The organism is Thioalkalicoccus limnaeus (assembly GCF_041197575.1).
In the GTDB taxonomy this organism is placed as follows: domain Bacteria; phylum Pseudomonadota; class Gammaproteobacteria; order Chromatiales; family Chromatiaceae; genus Thioalkalicoccus; species Thioalkalicoccus limnaeus.
Genome location: NZ_JBDKXB010000016.1, coordinates 1 through 16954 on the forward strand (window position 1 = coordinate 1; position 16954 = coordinate 16954).

A 16954-nucleotide genomic window follows, 5' to 3' on the forward strand; every position below is an offset into this window, starting at 1 on the left:
CGGCGATCTGGTCGAGACCGGCCCGACCGGCACGAACGTCATGGACCTGATGCTCGGCCTGAAAGGTTGGCCTAGGCCACGCGCAATGCCTGTCATCCAGCCCCGCTGCGAATGAAGGACATGAACTCAGCGCGCGTGCGCGGGTCGTCCTGGAAGGCGCCGCGCATCGCGCTGGAGACGGTCGTGCTGCGCTGCTTCTGGACGCCGCGCATCATCATGCAGGTATGGCTCGCCTCGATGACGACAGCGACCCCATGGGCGCCCAGGTGCGTCATCAGCGCATCCGCGACCTGGTTGGTCAGGCGTTCTTGTACCTGGAGGCGGCGCGCGAAGACGTCGACGACACGGGCGATCTTGCTGAGACCGACGACCTTGCCGTTCGGCAGGTAGCCAACATGAGCATGGCCGAAGAAGGGCAGCATGTGGTGTTCGCACAGCGAGTAGAACTCGATGTCGCGCACGACGACCATCTCCTTGCAGTCTTCGTCGAATAGGGCCTTTTTGATCACATCCTCGGCCGACAGCTGGTAGCCGCTGGTCAGGAAGTCCATCGCCTTCGCGACCCGTAGTGGGGTGCGTCGGAGGCCGTCGCGCGTCGGGTTCTCACCGAGTGCGACAAGCATCGACCGCACCAGGGCCTCCTTCTTCGGGTCGTAGACCTCCTCGTCGCTGTCGGCATCCAGGTTCGGGGCGTAATGACTATGGGCCAGGACCCGAGAGAACTGCTCTTTCTCGCTCACGATCGGATCTCCTCCGTGGGGGCTATGGGCCGGGCGTTCGAGGTTGCCGGCCTACGATGGCCGTTCTCGCGCAATGGTGGGGCCACCAGTCGAAAAGGAAAGACGAGTAGCGGGCGCAACCGGCGTCGATACGGCGACCGCGTCCTCTCCGGATTGGTGATGCCCGCCGAAATCCTTTATACTTCAGATATTTTGATCAAATGGAGCCCTTGTTATGTGTGGATTCTGTGGTGAGATTCGTTTCGACGGCCGACCCGTCGACATCGGTGCGTTGGACCGGATGAACGAAACGATGCAACCACGTGGTCCCGACGGCCGAGGCGTCCATCTGCAAGGAGCCGTCGGATTGGCTCACCGCCGCCTGAGCATCATCGATCTCAGTGCCCACGCCGGCCAGCCGATGGTCGACAACGAGTTGGGGCTGACGATCGCGTTCAACGGCTGCATTTACAACTATCGGGCGCTGCGCGGCGAGCTGGAAGGGCTCGGTTACCGGTTCTTTTCGAGCGGTGACACCGAGGTCGTGCTGAAGGCCTTCGCCGCGTGGGGACCGGACTGTGTGCAGCGTTTTCACGGCATGTTTGCATTCGCGATTGCCGAGCGGGACTCGGGGCGCGTGACGCTGGTCCGGGATCGCCTCGGGATCAAGCCTCTGTACTATGCCGAGGGTCCGGGTCGCATGCGCTTCGCGTCGACGCTGCCGGCGTTGCTGGCGGGCGGCGGAATCGACACAGATCTGGACCCGGTCGCGTTGCATCATTACATGCATTTCCACGCGGTGGTGCCAGCGCCCTACACGATGCTGCGCGGTGTGCGCAAGCTGCCGCCGGCGACCATACGGGTCATCGAGCCGGACGGTCGTCAGACGCAGCGGCACTACTGGGAACCGCGCTTCGAGACCCGCGACGACGAACGAGATCTGAGCTTCGAGGACTGGCAGGACCGGGTGCTCGAGGCGCTGCGGCGCGCGGTTGCGCGCCGCTTGGTCGCCGACGTCGACGTCGGCGTTCTGCTGTCCGGGGGGCTGGATTCGAGCCTGATCGTCGGACTGCTCGCCGAGCAGGGACAGCGCGGTCTCAATACCTTCTCGGTCGGCTTCGAGACGGTCGGAGACGAGGTCGGCGATGAGTTCCAGTACTCGGATCTGATCGCTCGCCACTATGGCACCGAGCACCACAAGATACGCGTCGACTCGGCATCGCGGTTGTTGCCGGAGCTTCCGAACTGCGTGCGCGCGATGTCGGAGCCGATGGTCAGCCATGACGCGATCGGGTTCTATCTCTTGTCGCAGGAGGTCAGTCGCCATGTCAAGGTCGTGCAGAGCGGGCAGGGCGCCGATGAGGTCTTCGCCGGCTATCACTGGTACCCACCGCTGGTCGGCAGCCGCGATCCGGCGAGCGACTACGCCGCCGCCTTCTGCGACCGCGACCACGCCGAATACCTGCGTGCCGTCGCGCCGCGGTTTCACGGCGAGGACCACAGTCGGGCCTTGATCGCCGGGCATTTCGCGCGCCCCGGGGCGGCGGCGCCGGTCGACAAGGCACTGCGGTTGGATCAGCTCGTCATGCTCGTCGATGACCCGGTCAAGCGCGTCGATAACATGACGATGGCTTGGGGGCTCGAGGCCCGGGTGCCTTTCCTCGACCACGAACTGGTCGAACTCGCGGCGCGGATCCCGGATCGACACAAGCTGGTCGATGACGGCAAGGGGGTGCTCAAGGCGCTCGGCCGGCGGGTCATCCCGGCCGCCGTCATCGATCGGCCGAAGGGCTATTTCCCGGTTCCAGCGCTCAAGTACCTGCGTGGCGACGTACTCGCGTTCGTGCGCGAGCTGTTGCACTCCGAGCGCGCGCGGCAACGCGATCTGTTCACCCTGACCTATGTCGACGAATTGCTCGCGGCGCCGGAGGCCCATATCACGCCGCTACGCGGTTCCAAGTTGTGGCAAGTCGCGCTGCTGGAACTCTGGTTGCAACAGCACGGGCTCTGAATCATCGGGAGGAGGACACGACGATGAGCGCGAAAGAACGCATCCAGCACCGCCTTGCCCGCAGTCACGCCCCATCGGTCAAGAATTGGGATCGGCAGCCGCGCAAGGACCAGCATCCGGGGACCGAAGTCTTCATCGATTGCGGTTGGGGACGGTTGCTGTTCGGACAGACCTTCACGGATCTCGAACGCATTGCCACCACGCTCCAGGAGGAGCGACCGGGCAAGCGTGACGTGGCCTTGTATCTGAGCGATCCGCACGTGGTCCTGTCGCACGCGCCGCAGGACCTGTTTCTGGATCCGTCCCACACCTTTCGGCTGTGGTTCGAGCGCTATCAGCACTCGCCACGCCGGCCGAAGGGGTTTCGCGTACGGCTATTGAACAGCCGCGAGGACGGTGAGGCCATCGAGCGTCTCTATGTCCGCCGGCACATGGTGCCGCCAGGCCCGGATTTCATCTGGGAACATCGGGCGTCGAAGATCCTGACCTACTGGGTCGCCGAGGACGAACAGGATGGTGGGATTCTCGGTGTCGTCACCGGCGTCGATCATGCGTTGGCGTTCGGCGATCCGGAAAACGGGGCCAGTCTGTGGGCCCTGGCGGTCGACCCGCAGGCGCCGCATCCGGGGATCGGCGAGGCCCTGGTCCGCCAGGTGATCGAGTATTACCAGGCGCGCAGTCGGGCCTTTCTCGACCTGTCCGTGATGCACGACAACGTCCAGGCGATCCGCCTCTATCGCAAGCTCGGCTTCGCGCGGATTCCGGCCTTTGCGCTGAAGAACAAGAACGCCTACAACGAACCCCTTTTCATCGGCCGCGCGCCCCAGGAACGCCTCAATCCCTATGCGACCATCATCGTCAACGAGGCACGGCGGCGCGGCATCGGCGTCGAGGTCCTCGATGCCGAGGCCGGCTACTTCGCATTGGTGCTCGGCGGCCGGCGGATCGTCTGCCGCGAATCCTTGAGCGAGCTGACCACGGCGGTCGCGATGAGCCGCTGTGACGACAAGGCGGTGACGCACCGCCTGTTGCGCCGGGCCGGTCTGCGGGTTCCGGAGCAGGTCCGGGTCGAAGCCCTCGATCAGGCCGAGGCCTTCCTGTCGCGTTTTGGCCGGGTCGTCGTGAAGCCGGCGCGCGGCGAGCAGGGCGCCGGGATCAGCGTCGACGTGCGCGATGCCGAGGCACTGCAAAAGGCGATTCAGGTCGCACGGCGCTTCTCCGCCCATGTGTTGCTCGAGGAAATGGTGGCCGGCGAGGACCTGCGCATCGTCGTCATCGATTATCAGGTCGTCGCCGCGGCGGTCCGGCGGCCGGCACAGGTCATCGGCACCGGTCAACACAGCATCCGCGACCTGATCCAGGCGCAAAGCCGGCGGCGGCGCGCGGCCACCGGCGGCGAGAGCAGCATCCCTCTCGATGACGAGACCGCGCGCTGCTGTCGGCAAGAGGGCTACGAACTCGATGACATCCTGCCGGCCGGTGTCGCCTTGACGGTGCGCAAGACCGCGAACCTGCACACCGGCGGCACGATCCACGATGTGACCGCCGATCTGCATCCGCGGCTGGCCGAGGACGCCATCGCCGCGGCCCGCGCGCTGGCGATCCCGGTGACCGGACTCGATTTCATTGTCCCGGCCGTCGACGGCCCCGATTATGCGATCATCGAGGCCAACGAGCGTCCCGGTTTGGCGAACCATGAGCCGCAACCAACGGCCGAACGCTTCGTCGACCTGTTGTTTCCGCAGACCGCGTTACGGGAGAATGCCTCTTGAGATCCCTGTCGATCGATACCCAGTACCTGACCGACATCTTGCTCAAGCTGTTGTATACGCCCAGCCCTTCCGGCTACACGGATCGGGTCGTGCATCTGGTCTGCGAGGAGCTCGAGCGGCTCGGCGTGCCGTTCGACCTGACCCGCCGCGGCGCGATCCGAGCGACGCTGAAAGGCGTGGCCTCGCAGCCGAATCGGGCGATCGTCGCCCACATCGACACGCTGGGCGCGATGGTCAAGGGACTCAAAAGCAACGGTCGCTGCGAGCTGGTCCCGGTCGGACATTGGAACGGACGGTTTGCCGAGGGTGCTCGCTGTACCCTCTACACCGACTTGGGTCAACACCGCGCGACCATCCTGCCGCTGAAGGCCTCCGGCCATACGTTCGGCCCGGAGATCGACGCGCAACCCGCTGGTTGGGATTATCTGGAGCTGCGGATCGACGAGATCGTACATGATCTCAAGGATCTGCTCCGGCTCGGTGTCCATGTCGGAGACTTTGTCGCGATCGACACCTGCCCCGAGGTCACGACGACCGGTTTCATCAACGCCCGACATCTCGATGACAAGGCCGGCGCCGCCGTGCTGCTGGCGGCGATCGAGGCGGTCAAGCGCGAGCGGGTCGTGCTGCCGGTCGATACGCATCCGCTGTTCACGATCTCAGAGGAGGTCGGTTCCGGGGCCTCGGCGGCCTTGCACCAAGACGTGGCGGAGATGCTGACGGTCGACAATGGCACGACGGCGCCGGGTCAGAATTCGAGCGAGTTCGGCGTGACCATCTGCATGGCCGATATGAGCGGCCCCTTCGATTACCATCTGACCCACCGCATCATCCAGCTGTGCCAGGAGTTCGATATCCGCCATCAGCGTGACGTCTTCCGTTACTATCGCTCCGATAGTGCCGCAGCGCTCGAGGCCGGGAACGACGTCCGCACGGCCTTGGTCACCTTCGGTGTCGATGCCTCGCACGGTTACGAACGGATCCACTTCGATGCGCTCGAATCGCTCGGGCGCCTGCTGACCATCTACATGCAAGGACCGGCGCTGTTTGCCCGCGATCGGTACGAGATCGGTCCGCGCACGGGCTTCCCGACCCAGCCCGGTTGAACGCGACCGCCGACTCGCGGTCGATCCTTGTTCCAGTCCAACATTCGAATTCAGACGATTCACGAGCAGAGAGCCATGATGTCATTGCCCAAGACCGACTATTCCGATGGAGTCGATCATCCTGAGCTACTCGAGTGGGTGCGCGAGATGGTCGAGCTGTGTCGACCGGACAGGGTCTATTGGTGCGATGGGTCGCAGGAGGAATATGATTTTCTGACGAACCAGCTCGTCGAACAGGGTACCTTCGTCCGTTTGAATCCGGCCAAGCGGCCGAACAGCTTTGCCTGTTTCTCTGATCCGAGCGATGTCGCGCGGGTCGAAGACCGCACCTTCATCTGCAGTCTGCGCAAGGAGGATGCCGGGCCGACCAACAATTGGGAGGACCCGAGGGTCATGAAGCGGACCTTGAACGGTCTGTTCGAGGGCTGCATGACCGGGCGCACGATGTTCGTGATTCCGTTCAGCATGGGTCCATTGGGCTCGCCGATATCCCAGATCGGTGTCGAATTGACCGATTCGGCCTATGTCGTCGTCAACATGCGCATCATGACGCGGATGGGCAAGCCGGTCATCGACGTCCTCGGACAAGACGACTTCGTCAAATGCCTGCACTCGGTCGGCGCACCGCTGACACCGGGCCAATCGGACGCGAGATGGCCGTGCAATCCGGATGTCAAGTACATCGTGCACTTTCCCGAGGAGCGCTCGATCGTCTCCTACGGGAGCGGCTATGGCGGCAACGCGCTGTTGGGCAAGAAGTGTTTCGCGCTTCGAATCGCCTCGTGCATCGCGCGCGACGAGGGTTGGCTCGCCGAGCACATGCTGATCCTCGGCGCCGAGTCGCCGGGCGGCGAGAAGACCTACGTCGCCGCCGCTTTCCCCAGTGCCTGCGGAAAGACGAATTTCGCGATGATGATTCCGCCGAAGGAATTCAGCGATTGGAAGATCACGACGGTTGGTGACGACATTGCCTGGATCAAACCCGACGAAACGGGCCAGCTCTATGCGATCAATCCGGAGGCCGGCTATTTCGGCGTCGCGCCCGGGACCAATCTGAAGACCAACCCGAATGCGATGGCGGCGCTGAGGGCGAACGCGATCTTCACGAACGTCGGGGTCACCCCCGACGGCGATGTCTGGTGGGAAGGGTTGAGCGATGCCGCACCGGAGGGGACCTTGACCTGGACTGGCCAGGTCCATGATCCGGCGTCCGGGAAGCCAGTCGCCCATCCCAACGCGCGCTTCACGGTCCCGGCCAGCCAGTGTCCGAGTATCGATCCGGACTGGGAGAATCCGCGGGGCGTTCCGATCAAGGCCTTCATCTTTGGCGGCCGGCGCAGTACCACCGTCCCGCTCGTCTATGAATCCTTCAACTGGAACTTCGGGGTCTATCTGGCAGCGACCATGGGCTCGGAGATGACGGCCGCGGCCTTCGGCAATCTCGGCCAGGTCCGTCGGGATCCGTTCGCGATGCTGCCGTTCGCCGGTTACCACATGGCCGACTACTTCAACCATTGGTTGCAGTTCGGCCGAAATCTTCCCGATCCACCTCGGATCTTCGGAGTCAACTGGTTTCGCAAAGACGACCAGGGCCGCTTCGTCTGGCCAGGTTTCGGCGACAACATGCGCGTATTGCAGTGGATCATCGATCGGGCCAATGGCCGGAGCCCGGCCGTCGAAAGCCCGATCGGCTGGATGCCACGCCACCAGGACATCGATATGACCGGTCTCGACTTCTCCGCGACCGATTTCGACCAGGTGATGAAGGTCGACCGGGAGGCCTGGAAGGTCGAGCTCTTCGGCCACGAGGAGCTCTTCGCACAGCTTTACGACAAGCTGCCGAAGGAGTTCTTCTTTACGCGCGAGCTGTTGCTTTCGGCACTCTGGCGTTCACCCGAACATTGGTGCCTGGCGCCGGAACGGGACGTCTGACGGGCCAGAGGCAGATCCTTCCTACTGGTTCACGAGATAGATCGCGAAGGCCGAATAGCCGACCATCATCAACGAGAAGAACAGCAGCCCGGGGTAGCGTTTCTTCTTGAAGACCATCATGGCGCCCGCTGCTGTCAACAGAGCGATGGCGACCATCACGTACACCATGATTTCCATCGTATGCATAGATACCTCGTTGTTTCGTAGGGCTTAAGATCGCCGCCGGGCCCTCCCGCGGCGATCGCTGGTTGGTCGAGGCGAACCCGATCCCTGGGCGTCTCAGCGGCCGGATTATACCCGCTTCCACTGGGGGAGGCGTGCGTTAGGCACCGGGCGGATCGCCCGGTGTGCCCAACCACCGGTCGTCAAGGTCCAATCTTGGGTGGTATCGGTATCTTCTCGCGATGGAACCAGGCGCGATCGAGAACCCATTCGACGCTATCGACCTCGGGATGCATCAAGGCGACCCGCGCGGCGCGATTCTCATGCTCGCGCAGGCGATCGTGGGCGGCCAGGATGGCCGGGTCGTTCGGTGATTTGGTGGCCAACTCGGGTTCGACATGTTCGAGGAACAGGATTGCGGGCACCTGACCGTCATGCGGGCGGGTCAAGGTCGCCACGCCGCTGGCCAACAGTACAGCGCGAAAGCGATAGGGATACTCGGCCAGCACCGGGTCTTGCTTGATCATCTGATTGAGTTGCCAAACTCGCGGCATCAGCCCGCCGCCCCAGGCAACCCAAATCACGGCCAGCGGGATCACAAAACAAGCAATCAATATCAGTCTGTTAAGCGTCTTTCGTTTCATCTGTCCGGCTTTCTCTACTCTTGGTTGTCAATACTTTCGCGTCACGACGACTTCGGTCATCCCGAGCCTTGGTGACAGCGTTGGCCCCTGATTGCCATCAGGATAGGATTGCCATCAGATCCGGGCGGTTCGCTGCAATCGGCGTCTCAGCGCCAACCAGAGGCCGACACCGATCAGACCGGCCCCGGCCACCGTCAACAGGTACCGATCCCGGAGAGGTACGGTTGTGACCTGGTAGACTTGGCCAGCACTGACGAACAGCCGGCCATCGGTTGCGACGATCCAACCGACACCCACCTCTGGGGGCGCGCGATGCGCCGGGATGGGTCGTGCCGGCTCGCTTGCCGCGAGCTCACCCTGGGCGTCGTCAGACAGTTCGGCGACGAAAAGTCCTTCGTCGGAACCGATCCACAGGCGCTGTCGCGTGTCGTCGCCGCGGTCGTGATGCAGGGCCAGGATGCGTCGCGTCCCCAAGCCGACATCGAGGACCTGCCAGATCGCCCCGGGAGCCCTCTGCCAGTAGAGACCACGATCGGTGCCAGCGAGCAGGCGGCCGCCGGGCGTCTCGGCGAAGCTCAAGACCTTGATGTCGGCGGGCAGACCGCTGTCGTTCGGCGACCAATCGCCGAGCAGGCGCGTGGTGGGCGCTCCATGGATCCCATCGCCGATGGTCCCGGCATGGATGTGATCGATACCAGGGCCGCGCTGCCGGTACAGCTGGTAGGCGCGGAGCGGCGGCGAGGGATCGTGCCAGGCACCCTCGGTGTGGATCCGCAAGCCCTCGCCGGTGGCCAGCACCAAGGCCTGCTCGGTGACGATCATAGCCGAGATCCGGGCGGAGATTGGCGGTTCCCTCGCCAGGATCTCGCCATCGGCGACCCACAAACCAACGGCCGTGCCGACCGGTGTGCGTCTCGGATCTCCCAGCAGGGCCGTGATGGCCCGTCCTTGCGGATCGGAGGCGTACCTTTCCCAGCCGTGTTCCCGGTAGCGCCAGATCTCGCCGGCCTGCGTCGCGGCGAAGAGACTGCCGCCGTCGCCCACGAGCGCGGTTACGTGATCCATGGTCGGTAGATCCGTCGGGATCAGCCGCGTGCCGCCTGGGATCCAGGGGGTGGCGGCGACCAGTACGACGCCGAGGATGAGGGTGCTCAGGGGTAGGGCATGTCGACGACTCATCAGGGATCTCGATGGAGGCGGGCCTGTGGCCGTGTCTTCCAGGTACCACCCTCGCGTGTGCGAGCGGCGACCGCCCGGGGGATGCCCTGGTCGCCGTCGTGGGTACCACGCTGCTTGAACCAAGGGCTGATGATATCAGCCGGGGCGGCTCGGGGCGTCGCTTTCGATGCCCTCGCGTCGGTCGCCGTCGGCGCCATCGGGTGTCGATCGACGCGGGCCATTCGTGCGTCGTTCCTGTCGCTCGGCCAGCAGATCCCAAGCCACCGGCACGATGAACAGGGTCAGCAACGCGGCCGTTGCCAGACCCGTGATGAAGGTGGTCGCCATGGTTCCCCAGACCACCGAATAACTGGGAAAGCCAATCGCCATCGGCAGCAGGCCGAGGATCGTGGTCAAGGCCGTCAACAGGATCGGACGCAGTCGGATGTGGACGGCGGTTACGATGGCCTCGTGGCGCGTGGCCCCTTCGCGGTAACGACGATTGATGAAATCCAGCAGGACCAAGGCCCCGTTGACGACGACACCGGTGACGCCGACCATGGCGATGAAGCTGTTGACGGTGAAGATACTGCGCGTCAACAGGTGGCCGAAGACGACGCCGATGACCGCGAACATCACGGCCGACAGTACGATCAGGGGCTGGCTGTAGGAGCGGAATTGCGTGGCCAGGATCAGATAGATCAGCAAGACGGCGATGCCGAAGGCCCGGGTCAGGCTGTCGAAGGAGCGCTGCGTGGTCTCGTATTCCCCCCCGAACGCGATCGTGACGCCCGGATACCGGTCGCGGATCTGTTGGAAATGTTGCTCGGTCCAGGCCGCGACATAGGGGGATGAGATCGGTGCCCCAGCGCGAAGATTGGCGGTGATCGTCAGGCTGCGCTGGCCGCGATAACGATTCAACTCGCCAGGTTGCTGTTCGGTCGCAAGCTGCACGATGTCGCCGAGGAAGACCGGCCCCTGATCGTGTTGCACGACCGGGATCGCCAGTGCCGCCTCCGGCGTATCGAGGTAGGTCGGATCGATCTTGAGCTTGAGATCGATCTCGTCGTCGCTGAGGCGAAATTTCCCGATATAGCGTCCATCGAGCACCGCGGCGGCGAGCCGTGCCGCTGTGCCCTTCGTGAGCCCCAGTTCGTGTGCCCGCTGCTCGTCGACGATCCACCGCAGGACCCGCGCTGGGTGCCCGCGATTGTCCTGCAACTCGACCAGGTGGGGGCCGATCGCGGGGGCCTTTTGCAAGGCATCGATGATCTCGCTGCTCAAGGCCTCGACACGATCCTCGTCATTCCCGACGACGCGGATCGTCACATCCTTGCCGGTGGGTGGTCCCTCCTGTTCGGCCCGCACCCGGATGCGGAAGCCATCGACGGCGAATTCGGATTCGAGCCGCTCCCGCATCCGATCGAGATGGGCCAGGGGATCCTCGAAGGCGCGCGCCTCCTTGGCCGGAAGCGCCACCATGACCATGCCCAAGTGGTGGCCGAATTCTTCCTCGAAGTCCTCGTTGACGAAGAAGCCGGCGAAGCCGGCGGCCGATCGCGCATAGCCATCGCCGTCGGCCAGGATGAACCGCGACACGGCCCGGGTCTTCTCGACCGTTGTTTCGATCGGCGTGTTGGCGGGCCCCTCGATGACCGCGTAATAGAGGGTGTAATCATCGGGGAAGAATTGGATACGGATCAGCGGTGCGATGCCGGCGACCGACACCGCGAGGATCGCCACGGCGACGACGAAGGCGATCAGCGTGCTGCCGAGGCTCGACCAGCGGTGACGCAGCGCCACCCGAATCAAGCGGTCGGTCACGCGTCGCAACCAGCGCAGCGGCGCGCGGTCACGCTCCTCGATCCCAAGCCTTTGGCCTGGCCGTGGGCCGATGTCGCGGTAATGCAACGGCAGGATCAACAGGCACTCGAGCAGCGATGCCAGGATCGCGAAGGCGACAGCCTTCGGGATCAACGCGAAGAACTCGCCTGTGTAGCCGGTCATGATCAACATCGGCAGGAAGGCGGCCACCGTGGTCGCGGTGGCCGAGATCACCGGCAGGAGCACTTCGCTCGTCCCCTTGACGATCGCCTCGTCGAGCTCCTCGCCACGTTGGACATGGCGGTAGATGTTCTCGACCACGACGATCGCGTCGTCGACGATGATTCCGGTCACCAGCACGAACGAAAACAGGGTGATCTCGTTCAGCGAGTGCCCGGTGATCTTGACCAAGGCCATGGTCACGAGAAAGGCGAAGGGTATCCCGATCGTGACGATGCCGGCATTGCGCAGACCGAGGAAGTACCAGAGGATCAGGCTGACCAGCACGATGCCGGCCGCCAGATTCCATCCCAAGGTGCTGATGGCCTCGTTGATGTAGAGCGTCGAATCCTGGGTCAGAATCACCTCGACGCCCTGGGACGCCAGGTTGGGTGCCGTGTCGGCGATGATCCGTCGGATCTCGCGGTCGATCTCGAGGGCGTTGCCATCGGGGGCCTTGACCACGCGCAGCGTGACGCAGTCCTCGCCGTTGACGGTGGCCACCACGTTCGGCCGGCGGTAGCTGACATGGGCCTCCGAAACCACATCCTCGACGGTGACGAAGGATCCATCGAGATCCCGCCGGATGATGGTATCGACGACGTCGGAACGGTCGCGAAACCGTTCGTCGACCTGGATGATGAAGTCACCCGACGCATCGCGAAAGCGCCCGGCCGGGAGGATCAGGTTGGCATCCTGCAAGGCCGCCGCGACCTGATCGAAGCTGATCCCGTGCGTCGCCATCCGCGCGGGGTCCAGGTACAAATGAAACTCGCGCGTTTGCTCCCCGGCCAGCTCGACTTGGGCGACGCCCCGGATCTGCGTCAGGCTGACCTTGATCTCCTCGGCCATCAGGGTCAAGGCACGGTTGGACCGATCTCCGACCAGATTGACCGCGACGACCGGCAACCAGGTCGAGGTTCGCAACAGGCTGAAGCTCGGTGGCTCGACCTCGTCCGGCAGCTCGCCGAGCACGCCCAGCACCCGAAAGCGCAGGTCATCGTAGAGGCGTTCGTAATCGGTGTCGTCGTGGAACTTGACCAGGATGCTGGAGTAATCGCGACGGGAACTCGACTGGATGTACTCGACCTGTTCGAGTCCCTCGAGCGCCTGCTCGATCTTGGTCGTGACCAATGCCTCGACGTCGGCGGGCGCGGCCCCAGGAAAGATGGTGCTGACCTGGACGCTGCCGAACTGGATGTCTGGATAGCGCTCGACCGGGACGCTCATCACCGAGAAGGCCCCGGCGACGATCAGGACGACGAACAGCAGATTGAAAAAGACCTGCTGACGCAGGGTGAAACGAATCAAGCGCTCCATGTCTGTTGGTCGCGCCGGGTCAGTCGCTCGCGACCCGGACACGATCGCCGGGGCGCAGCGCCGCAGCGCTGACCCGCACCATGTCGCCATCCGGTCCGTTCAGGCGCCCAAGGACGATCACTTGGATCCTTTCGCCGTCGGCCCGCGTGACCCAGTGTTCCTCGTAACTCTGCTCGACGGCCGCCCCGGGCAGCAGAACGGCCGCGCTGGGTGTGGGCAGTGACAGCGTCAAACGCGCCCGCAGTCCGCCGCGGCGCGGTTCCAGTTGCCCGCCGACCTCGAGGTCGACCGGGATCTTGCGGGTCCCCGGGTCGAAACCTGGGTGGGCTCGAAACAGGCGTGCCGGGACACGGTGTCCGAGATCCGGCAGCTCCAGCGACAGATCGGTCGCATCGCCTTGCAGCAGCCTGTATTGCTCCGGGGTCAGCGCGAACGGGACCAGCAGCGTCGTGAAGTCGCCGACCGCACCGATCGGCTCACCCTCACGCACCCATTGACCCGGTTCGACCGCCCGTTCGGTCACGCGCCAGCCGATCGGGGCGCGAATCCGCGTGCGCGCGAGCCGTTCTTCCAAGCCGCGCTGCCGGGTCTCGAGGGCCAGCAGTTCGTGGCGATTGTTGCGCAGGGCCTGCTCCAAGGCCTCGGCCTGGGACGCCGCGACGTTCTGCTGGCGCGCCAATTCCCGGTAGCGGGCGGCCTCCCGTTCGTCATAGTCGATCTGGGCGCGCAGGCGGTCTTGCTGGATTCGGTTTTCGTCGATGTCGAGTCGGATGAAGGTATCGTCGACAATAGCGAAGAGGCCGTCCTCGCCGACCGTGTCCCCGAGGTCGTAACGCACCTCGTCGATGCGCCCGGTGGTCTCGGCAACCAGCGGAAACTCTGCGCGTGGTCGCGTGAAACCGGTTAAGGTGAGGACGCGCTCGGCGGGTTTGGCGGTCACCAGGCCCGTCGCGGCAACCGTCATCGGGACCGCCGCGGCGAACAGGGCGGCCACGAGGATGGCGGTGCCAGGTCGCGACCGGGTCAGGCGCTGGCTCGGGAGCCTGGTTTGGTGTGCCAATGGCATGGGTCGGAGGTCACTTCTCGTCAAGGTAGGGACGCAATGACTGGTAGCGCGGGCGATCCGCGTCCAAGGGACGCCAGTTTACGGCATTCAGACCTGTCGCAAGAGGACGGGGTTCGCACTCTGTTGGAGAAATTCGCCGATGCTCGCGCGAAGCGTTGGTAATCCGGATCGAGATCACAGGTCCTTGTGCGGTGTCCGGCGGCGCAGCGCGGGCGGAAGCCCACGCACCGCGCCAGGCCTATTCCATTGGTTTGCGAGCCTGACGGCGGCCGGACTGGCGCTGCCGTTCACGTTGGCGCTGCCGCTGTCTCTCGTTGCGGCCATCTACCTCCAGTCGCTCGTCGCTGGCCTGCCGGCGATCGACGGACTGCGTGTCCACAGCTATCGGGAACCGTTGCGCATCTATTCGGCCGACGGGGCACTGATGGCCGAATTCGGTATCGAACGGCGCCGCCCGGTGCCGATCGAGGCGATCCCTCCGGCGCTGATCGATGCCTTCCTGGCGGCCGAAGACAGCCGTTTCTTCGATCACCGCGGCATCGATGGATCGGGTCTTGCCCGGGCCGCGCTCGAGGTGTTGCGTACCGGCCGGCCGGCGCAGGGGGGCAGCACCATCACGATGCAACTGACGCGGAATCTCTTCTTGACACCGGAGAAGACGTTGCGTCGCAAGCTGTCGGAGATCCTGCTCGCCGTGCGTGTCGAAGACGTCTTGAGCAAGCCCGAGATCCTCGAGCTGTATCTGAACCAGATCTTCTTCGGCCACCGGGCCTATGGGGTTTCGGCCGCGGCCGAGGTCTACTATGGGAAGGCCCTCGCTGATTTGACGATCACCGAGATGGCGATGCTGGCCGGGATCCCGAAGGCGCCGTCGACGCTGAACCCGGTCACCAATCCCGCGCGCGCGTTGGCCCGCCGCGACCACATCCTCGGTCGCCTGCTCGAACTGGGCCGGATCGACGAGGCGGCTTACCGCGGCGCGCTGGCCGAACCCGATCGGGCGCGACTCCATCACCAGCCGGCCGACCTGACGGCCGGTCATGTCGCGGAGATGGTCCGCCTCGAGATGGTCGAGCGTTTCGGCGAGGAGGTCTACGGCTTGGGTCTGCACGTGGTGACCACGATCGACGCCCAGTTGCAGGATCAGGCCCAGGCCGCGGTGCGCCGGGGGCTGATCGCCTACGACGAGCGCCATGGCTATCGCGGTCCCGAGACGCGGCTCGACCCTGCGCGAAGCGACCCTGACGACCTTGCGAGCTACTTGGCCGATGTCACCGACTGGCCAGGGATGCGCGCCGGGATCGTCACGGCCGTCACGGAGCAGGGCGCCGAGGTCTTTCTCGGCGATGGCGAGACCGTGCGCCTTGGCCGAGACGCGATCAGCTGGGCGCGCCCTTGGCGCGACCAGAATCGCCGCGGCCCGGCCCCGCGCCATGTGACCGACGTGCTGCGAGTCGGCGATCTGATCCGGGTCAGACCTCATGAGCAGGCCGGCTGGCGACTCGCGCAGGCGCCGGCGGTGACCGGTGCCCTCGTCGCAATGGCTCCGCAAAGCGGCGCCATCCTGGCCTTGGTCGGCGGCTACAGCTTTCAGGAGAGCGCGTTCAATCGGGCCGTCGACGCACGCCGCCAGCCGGGATCGGCGTTCAAGCCTTTCATTTATGCCGCAGCGCTCGATCGCGGTTGGACCGCGGCCAGCCTGGTGCATGACGAACCCATCCAGGTGCCGCAATCCAGGGGTCGCGTTTGGCAGCCGCGCAACGCCGATCGTCGGACGCTGGGTCCGATCCGGGTGCGGGTCGCGTTGGCCCAGTCGCGGAATCTTGCGACCATCGACCTCCTCGAGCGCGTCGGGATCGACGAGACGCGCGCCTTCATCACGCGTTTCGGCTTCGCCCCCGAGACCTTGCCGCGCGGCCTGTCGCTGGCCCTGGGCAGCGGTGAGGCATCACCCTGGCGGATGGCAGCCGGTTACGCGGTCTTCGCGAACGGCGGCTTTCGCGTCGAACCCCACCTGATCCAACGGGTGCAGACCGGCAACGGCCATGTCCTGTTCGAGGCCGCCCCGCGGCTGGCCTGCACGGACTGCTGGTTCCGTTACGGACGCGGCGCGGCCTGGACCCGCCCGCTCGGCGCGGGCTACGCCGCGCCGGCCGGTCCGGCGCCGCGGGTTCTGGACCCCGTCCTGGCATTTCAGATGCATTCGCTGTTGCGTTCGGTGATCGATGAAGGTACCGGGCAGCGGGCCAAGGCACTCGGGCGCGCCGACATCGTCGGCAAGACAGGGACCACGAACCGGATCCGCGACTCCTGGTTCGCCGGTTATCAGAAGGATCTGGTGGCCGTGACCTGGATGGGGTTCGACGATTTCGCGCCGCTCGGCCGTGGCGAAGAAGGGGGGCGGGCGGCGCTCGGGATCTGGGCCGATTTCATGGCCGAGGCGCTGGACGGGACGCCCGAGGCGGTCCTGGATCCGCCGCCGGGTTTGGCCCTCGTTTGGATCGATCGCCAATCCGGCGCCGAGACCGGGGGGCCGGGGCCGCAACGGATTCAGGAGTGGCTGCCGGGACGGGGTTGGCCGACACCGCTCGGCGATGCGGATGGCTGGGGGCAGGATGCCGGGTCGTCGGCGGTGTCGGGTCGGCGCTCACCGGCCCAACTTATCGATGAGCTTTTCTAGTGACGCGCTTGAGCCCAGCCCGGTCCTCGCGGTATGGCGGGTCGTCGGCAAGCCCCGCGGCGGTCCGAGTCAGGACCTCACGCGCCCAGGCTGGGAGATCTGGGTGAATTCGATAATGGATCCAGAGCCCGTCGCGACGATCGGCGACCAGGCCGACCTCGCGCAACTGCGCGAGGTGACGAGAGATGTGCGGCTGTGCGGCGCCGATCGTATCGGTCAGTTCGCAGACGCACAGCTCTCCGCAGCGATCCAGCAATACCAGACAGCGCAGCCGGGTCTCATGGGCGAGGGCCGCAAACAGCTTGACGGGGTCAATCTTCATGACCGCCACTATAGGTCAG

The 16954-nt window shown here is 65.0% G+C and carries 12 protein-coding genes; 5 read left to right on the forward strand and 7 right to left on the reverse strand.

Going from position 1 to position 16954, the window contains the following annotated elements; genetic code table 11:
* Positions 1-92 precede the first annotated feature (92 nt).
* Positions 93-740 (reverse strand): GTP cyclohydrolase I FolE, encoded by a 648-nt coding sequence (folE, locus tag ABC977_RS12040; protein ID WP_369667509.1) that lies wholly within the window; start codon positions 738-740, stop codon positions 93-95.
* Positions 741-954: 214 nt separating this feature from the next.
* Between folE and ABC977_RS12045 the strand changes: the two genes are divergently transcribed.
* From ABC977_RS12045 to ABC977_RS12060, 4 genes are all read left to right on the forward strand, one after another.
* Positions 955-2730: an N-acetylglutaminylglutamine amidotransferase gene (locus ABC977_RS12045; protein WP_369667510.1), complete on the forward strand. Its 1776-nt coding sequence runs from the start codon at positions 955-957 to the stop codon at positions 2728-2730.
* Between the two features lie 23 nt (positions 2731-2753).
* Complete coding sequence (gene ngg, locus ABC977_RS12050; RefSeq protein ID WP_369667511.1) at positions 2754-4502, forward strand: N-acetylglutaminylglutamine synthetase; 1749 nt, start codon at positions 2754-2756, stop codon at positions 4500-4502.
* Entirely contained in the window at positions 4499-5608 is a 1110-nt protein-coding gene (locus ABC977_RS12055; protein ID WP_369667512.1) for an osmoprotectant NAGGN system M42 family peptidase, read from the forward strand. The genes ngg and ABC977_RS12055 overlap by 4 nt, the downstream gene beginning before the upstream one ends.
* Positions 5609-5683: 75 nt before the next feature.
* Entirely contained in the window at positions 5684-7540 is a 1857-nt protein-coding gene (locus ABC977_RS12060) for a phosphoenolpyruvate carboxykinase (GTP) (protein WP_369667513.1), read from the forward strand.
* Between the two features lie 21 nt (positions 7541-7561).
* On the opposite strand, the gene ABC977_RS12065 is transcribed toward ABC977_RS12060, so the two are convergent.
* From ABC977_RS12065 to ABC977_RS12085, 5 genes are all read right to left on the reverse strand, one after another.
* The gene (locus tag ABC977_RS12065) at positions 7562-7726 is read right to left on the reverse strand and encodes a hypothetical protein (RefSeq protein WP_369667514.1); all 165 of its coding nucleotides are present in this window, start codon (positions 7724-7726) and stop codon (positions 7562-7564) included.
* 179 nt (positions 7727-7905) lie between these two features.
* A complete protein-coding gene (locus tag ABC977_RS12070) occupies positions 7906-8346 on the reverse strand; it encodes a hypothetical protein (protein WP_369667515.1) in 441 nt (146 codons plus the stop codon).
* A gap of 114 nt (positions 8347-8460) precedes the next feature.
* On the reverse strand, positions 8461-9525 hold the full coding sequence (locus tag ABC977_RS12075; protein WP_369667516.1) for a ligand-binding sensor domain-containing protein: 1065 nt from the start codon (positions 9523-9525) through the stop codon (positions 8461-8463).
* Positions 9526-9660: 135 nt separating this feature from the next.
* Entirely contained in the window at positions 9661-12867 is a 3207-nt protein-coding gene (locus tag ABC977_RS12080; protein ID WP_369667517.1) for an efflux RND transporter permease subunit, read from the reverse strand.
* A 19-nt stretch (positions 12868-12886) separates the two neighbouring features.
* Positions 12887-13933, reverse strand: a complete 1047-nt coding sequence (locus ABC977_RS12085; protein WP_369667518.1) for an efflux RND transporter periplasmic adaptor subunit — start codon at positions 13931-13933, stop codon at positions 12887-12889.
* A gap of 139 nt (positions 13934-14072) precedes the next feature.
* On the opposite strand from ABC977_RS12085, the gene ABC977_RS12090 reads away from it, so the two are divergent.
* Positions 14073-16613, forward strand: coding sequence for a penicillin-binding protein 1A (locus ABC977_RS12090; protein ID WP_369667519.1), 2541 nt, complete (start codon positions 14073-14075; stop codon positions 16611-16613).
* On the opposite strand, the gene ABC977_RS12095 is transcribed toward ABC977_RS12090, so the two are convergent.
* Positions 16594-16935 (reverse strand): metalloregulator ArsR/SmtB family transcription factor, encoded by a 342-nt coding sequence (locus ABC977_RS12095; RefSeq protein ID WP_369667520.1) that lies wholly within the window; start codon positions 16933-16935, stop codon positions 16594-16596. The two genes, ABC977_RS12090 and ABC977_RS12095, sit on opposite strands and share 20 nt — an antisense overlap.
* Positions 16936-16954: the final 19 nt, after the last annotated feature.

Bases quoted from the DNA above. Each gene is read 5' to 3' on its own strand.
- ABC977_RS12060 (WP_369667513.1), top strand. From the start codon at position 5,684: ATGATGTCATTGCCCAAGACCGACTATTCCGATGGAGTCGATCATCCT.
- ABC977_RS12075 (WP_369667516.1), bottom strand. From the start codon at position 9,525: ATGAGTCGTCGACATGCCCTACCCCTGAGCACCCTCATCCTCGGCGTC.
- ABC977_RS12090 (WP_369667519.1), top strand. From the start codon at position 14,073: ATGCTCGCGCGAAGCGTTGGTAATCCGGATCGAGATCACAGGTCCTTG.
- ABC977_RS12065 (WP_369667514.1), bottom strand. From the start codon at position 7,726: ATGCATACGATGGAAATCATGGTGTACGTGATGGTCGCCATCGCTCTG.
- ABC977_RS12095 (WP_369667520.1), bottom strand. From the start codon at position 16,935: ATGAAGATTGACCCCGTCAAGCTGTTTGCGGCCCTCGCCCATGAGACC.
- ABC977_RS12070 (WP_369667515.1), bottom strand. From the start codon at position 8,346: ATGAAACGAAAGACGCTTAACAGACTGATATTGATTGCTTGTTTTGTG.
- ngg (WP_369667511.1), top strand. From the start codon at position 2,754: ATGAGCGCGAAAGAACGCATCCAGCACCGCCTTGCCCGCAGTCACGCC.
- ABC977_RS12045 (WP_369667510.1), top strand. From the start codon at position 955: ATGTGTGGATTCTGTGGTGAGATTCGTTTCGACGGCCGACCCGTCGAC.
- ABC977_RS12085 (WP_369667518.1), bottom strand. From the start codon at position 13,933: ATGCCATTGGCACACCAAACCAGGCTCCCGAGCCAGCGCCTGACCCGG.
- ABC977_RS12080 (WP_369667517.1), bottom strand. From the start codon at position 12,867: ATGGAGCGCTTGATTCGTTTCACCCTGCGTCAGCAGGTCTTTTTCAAT.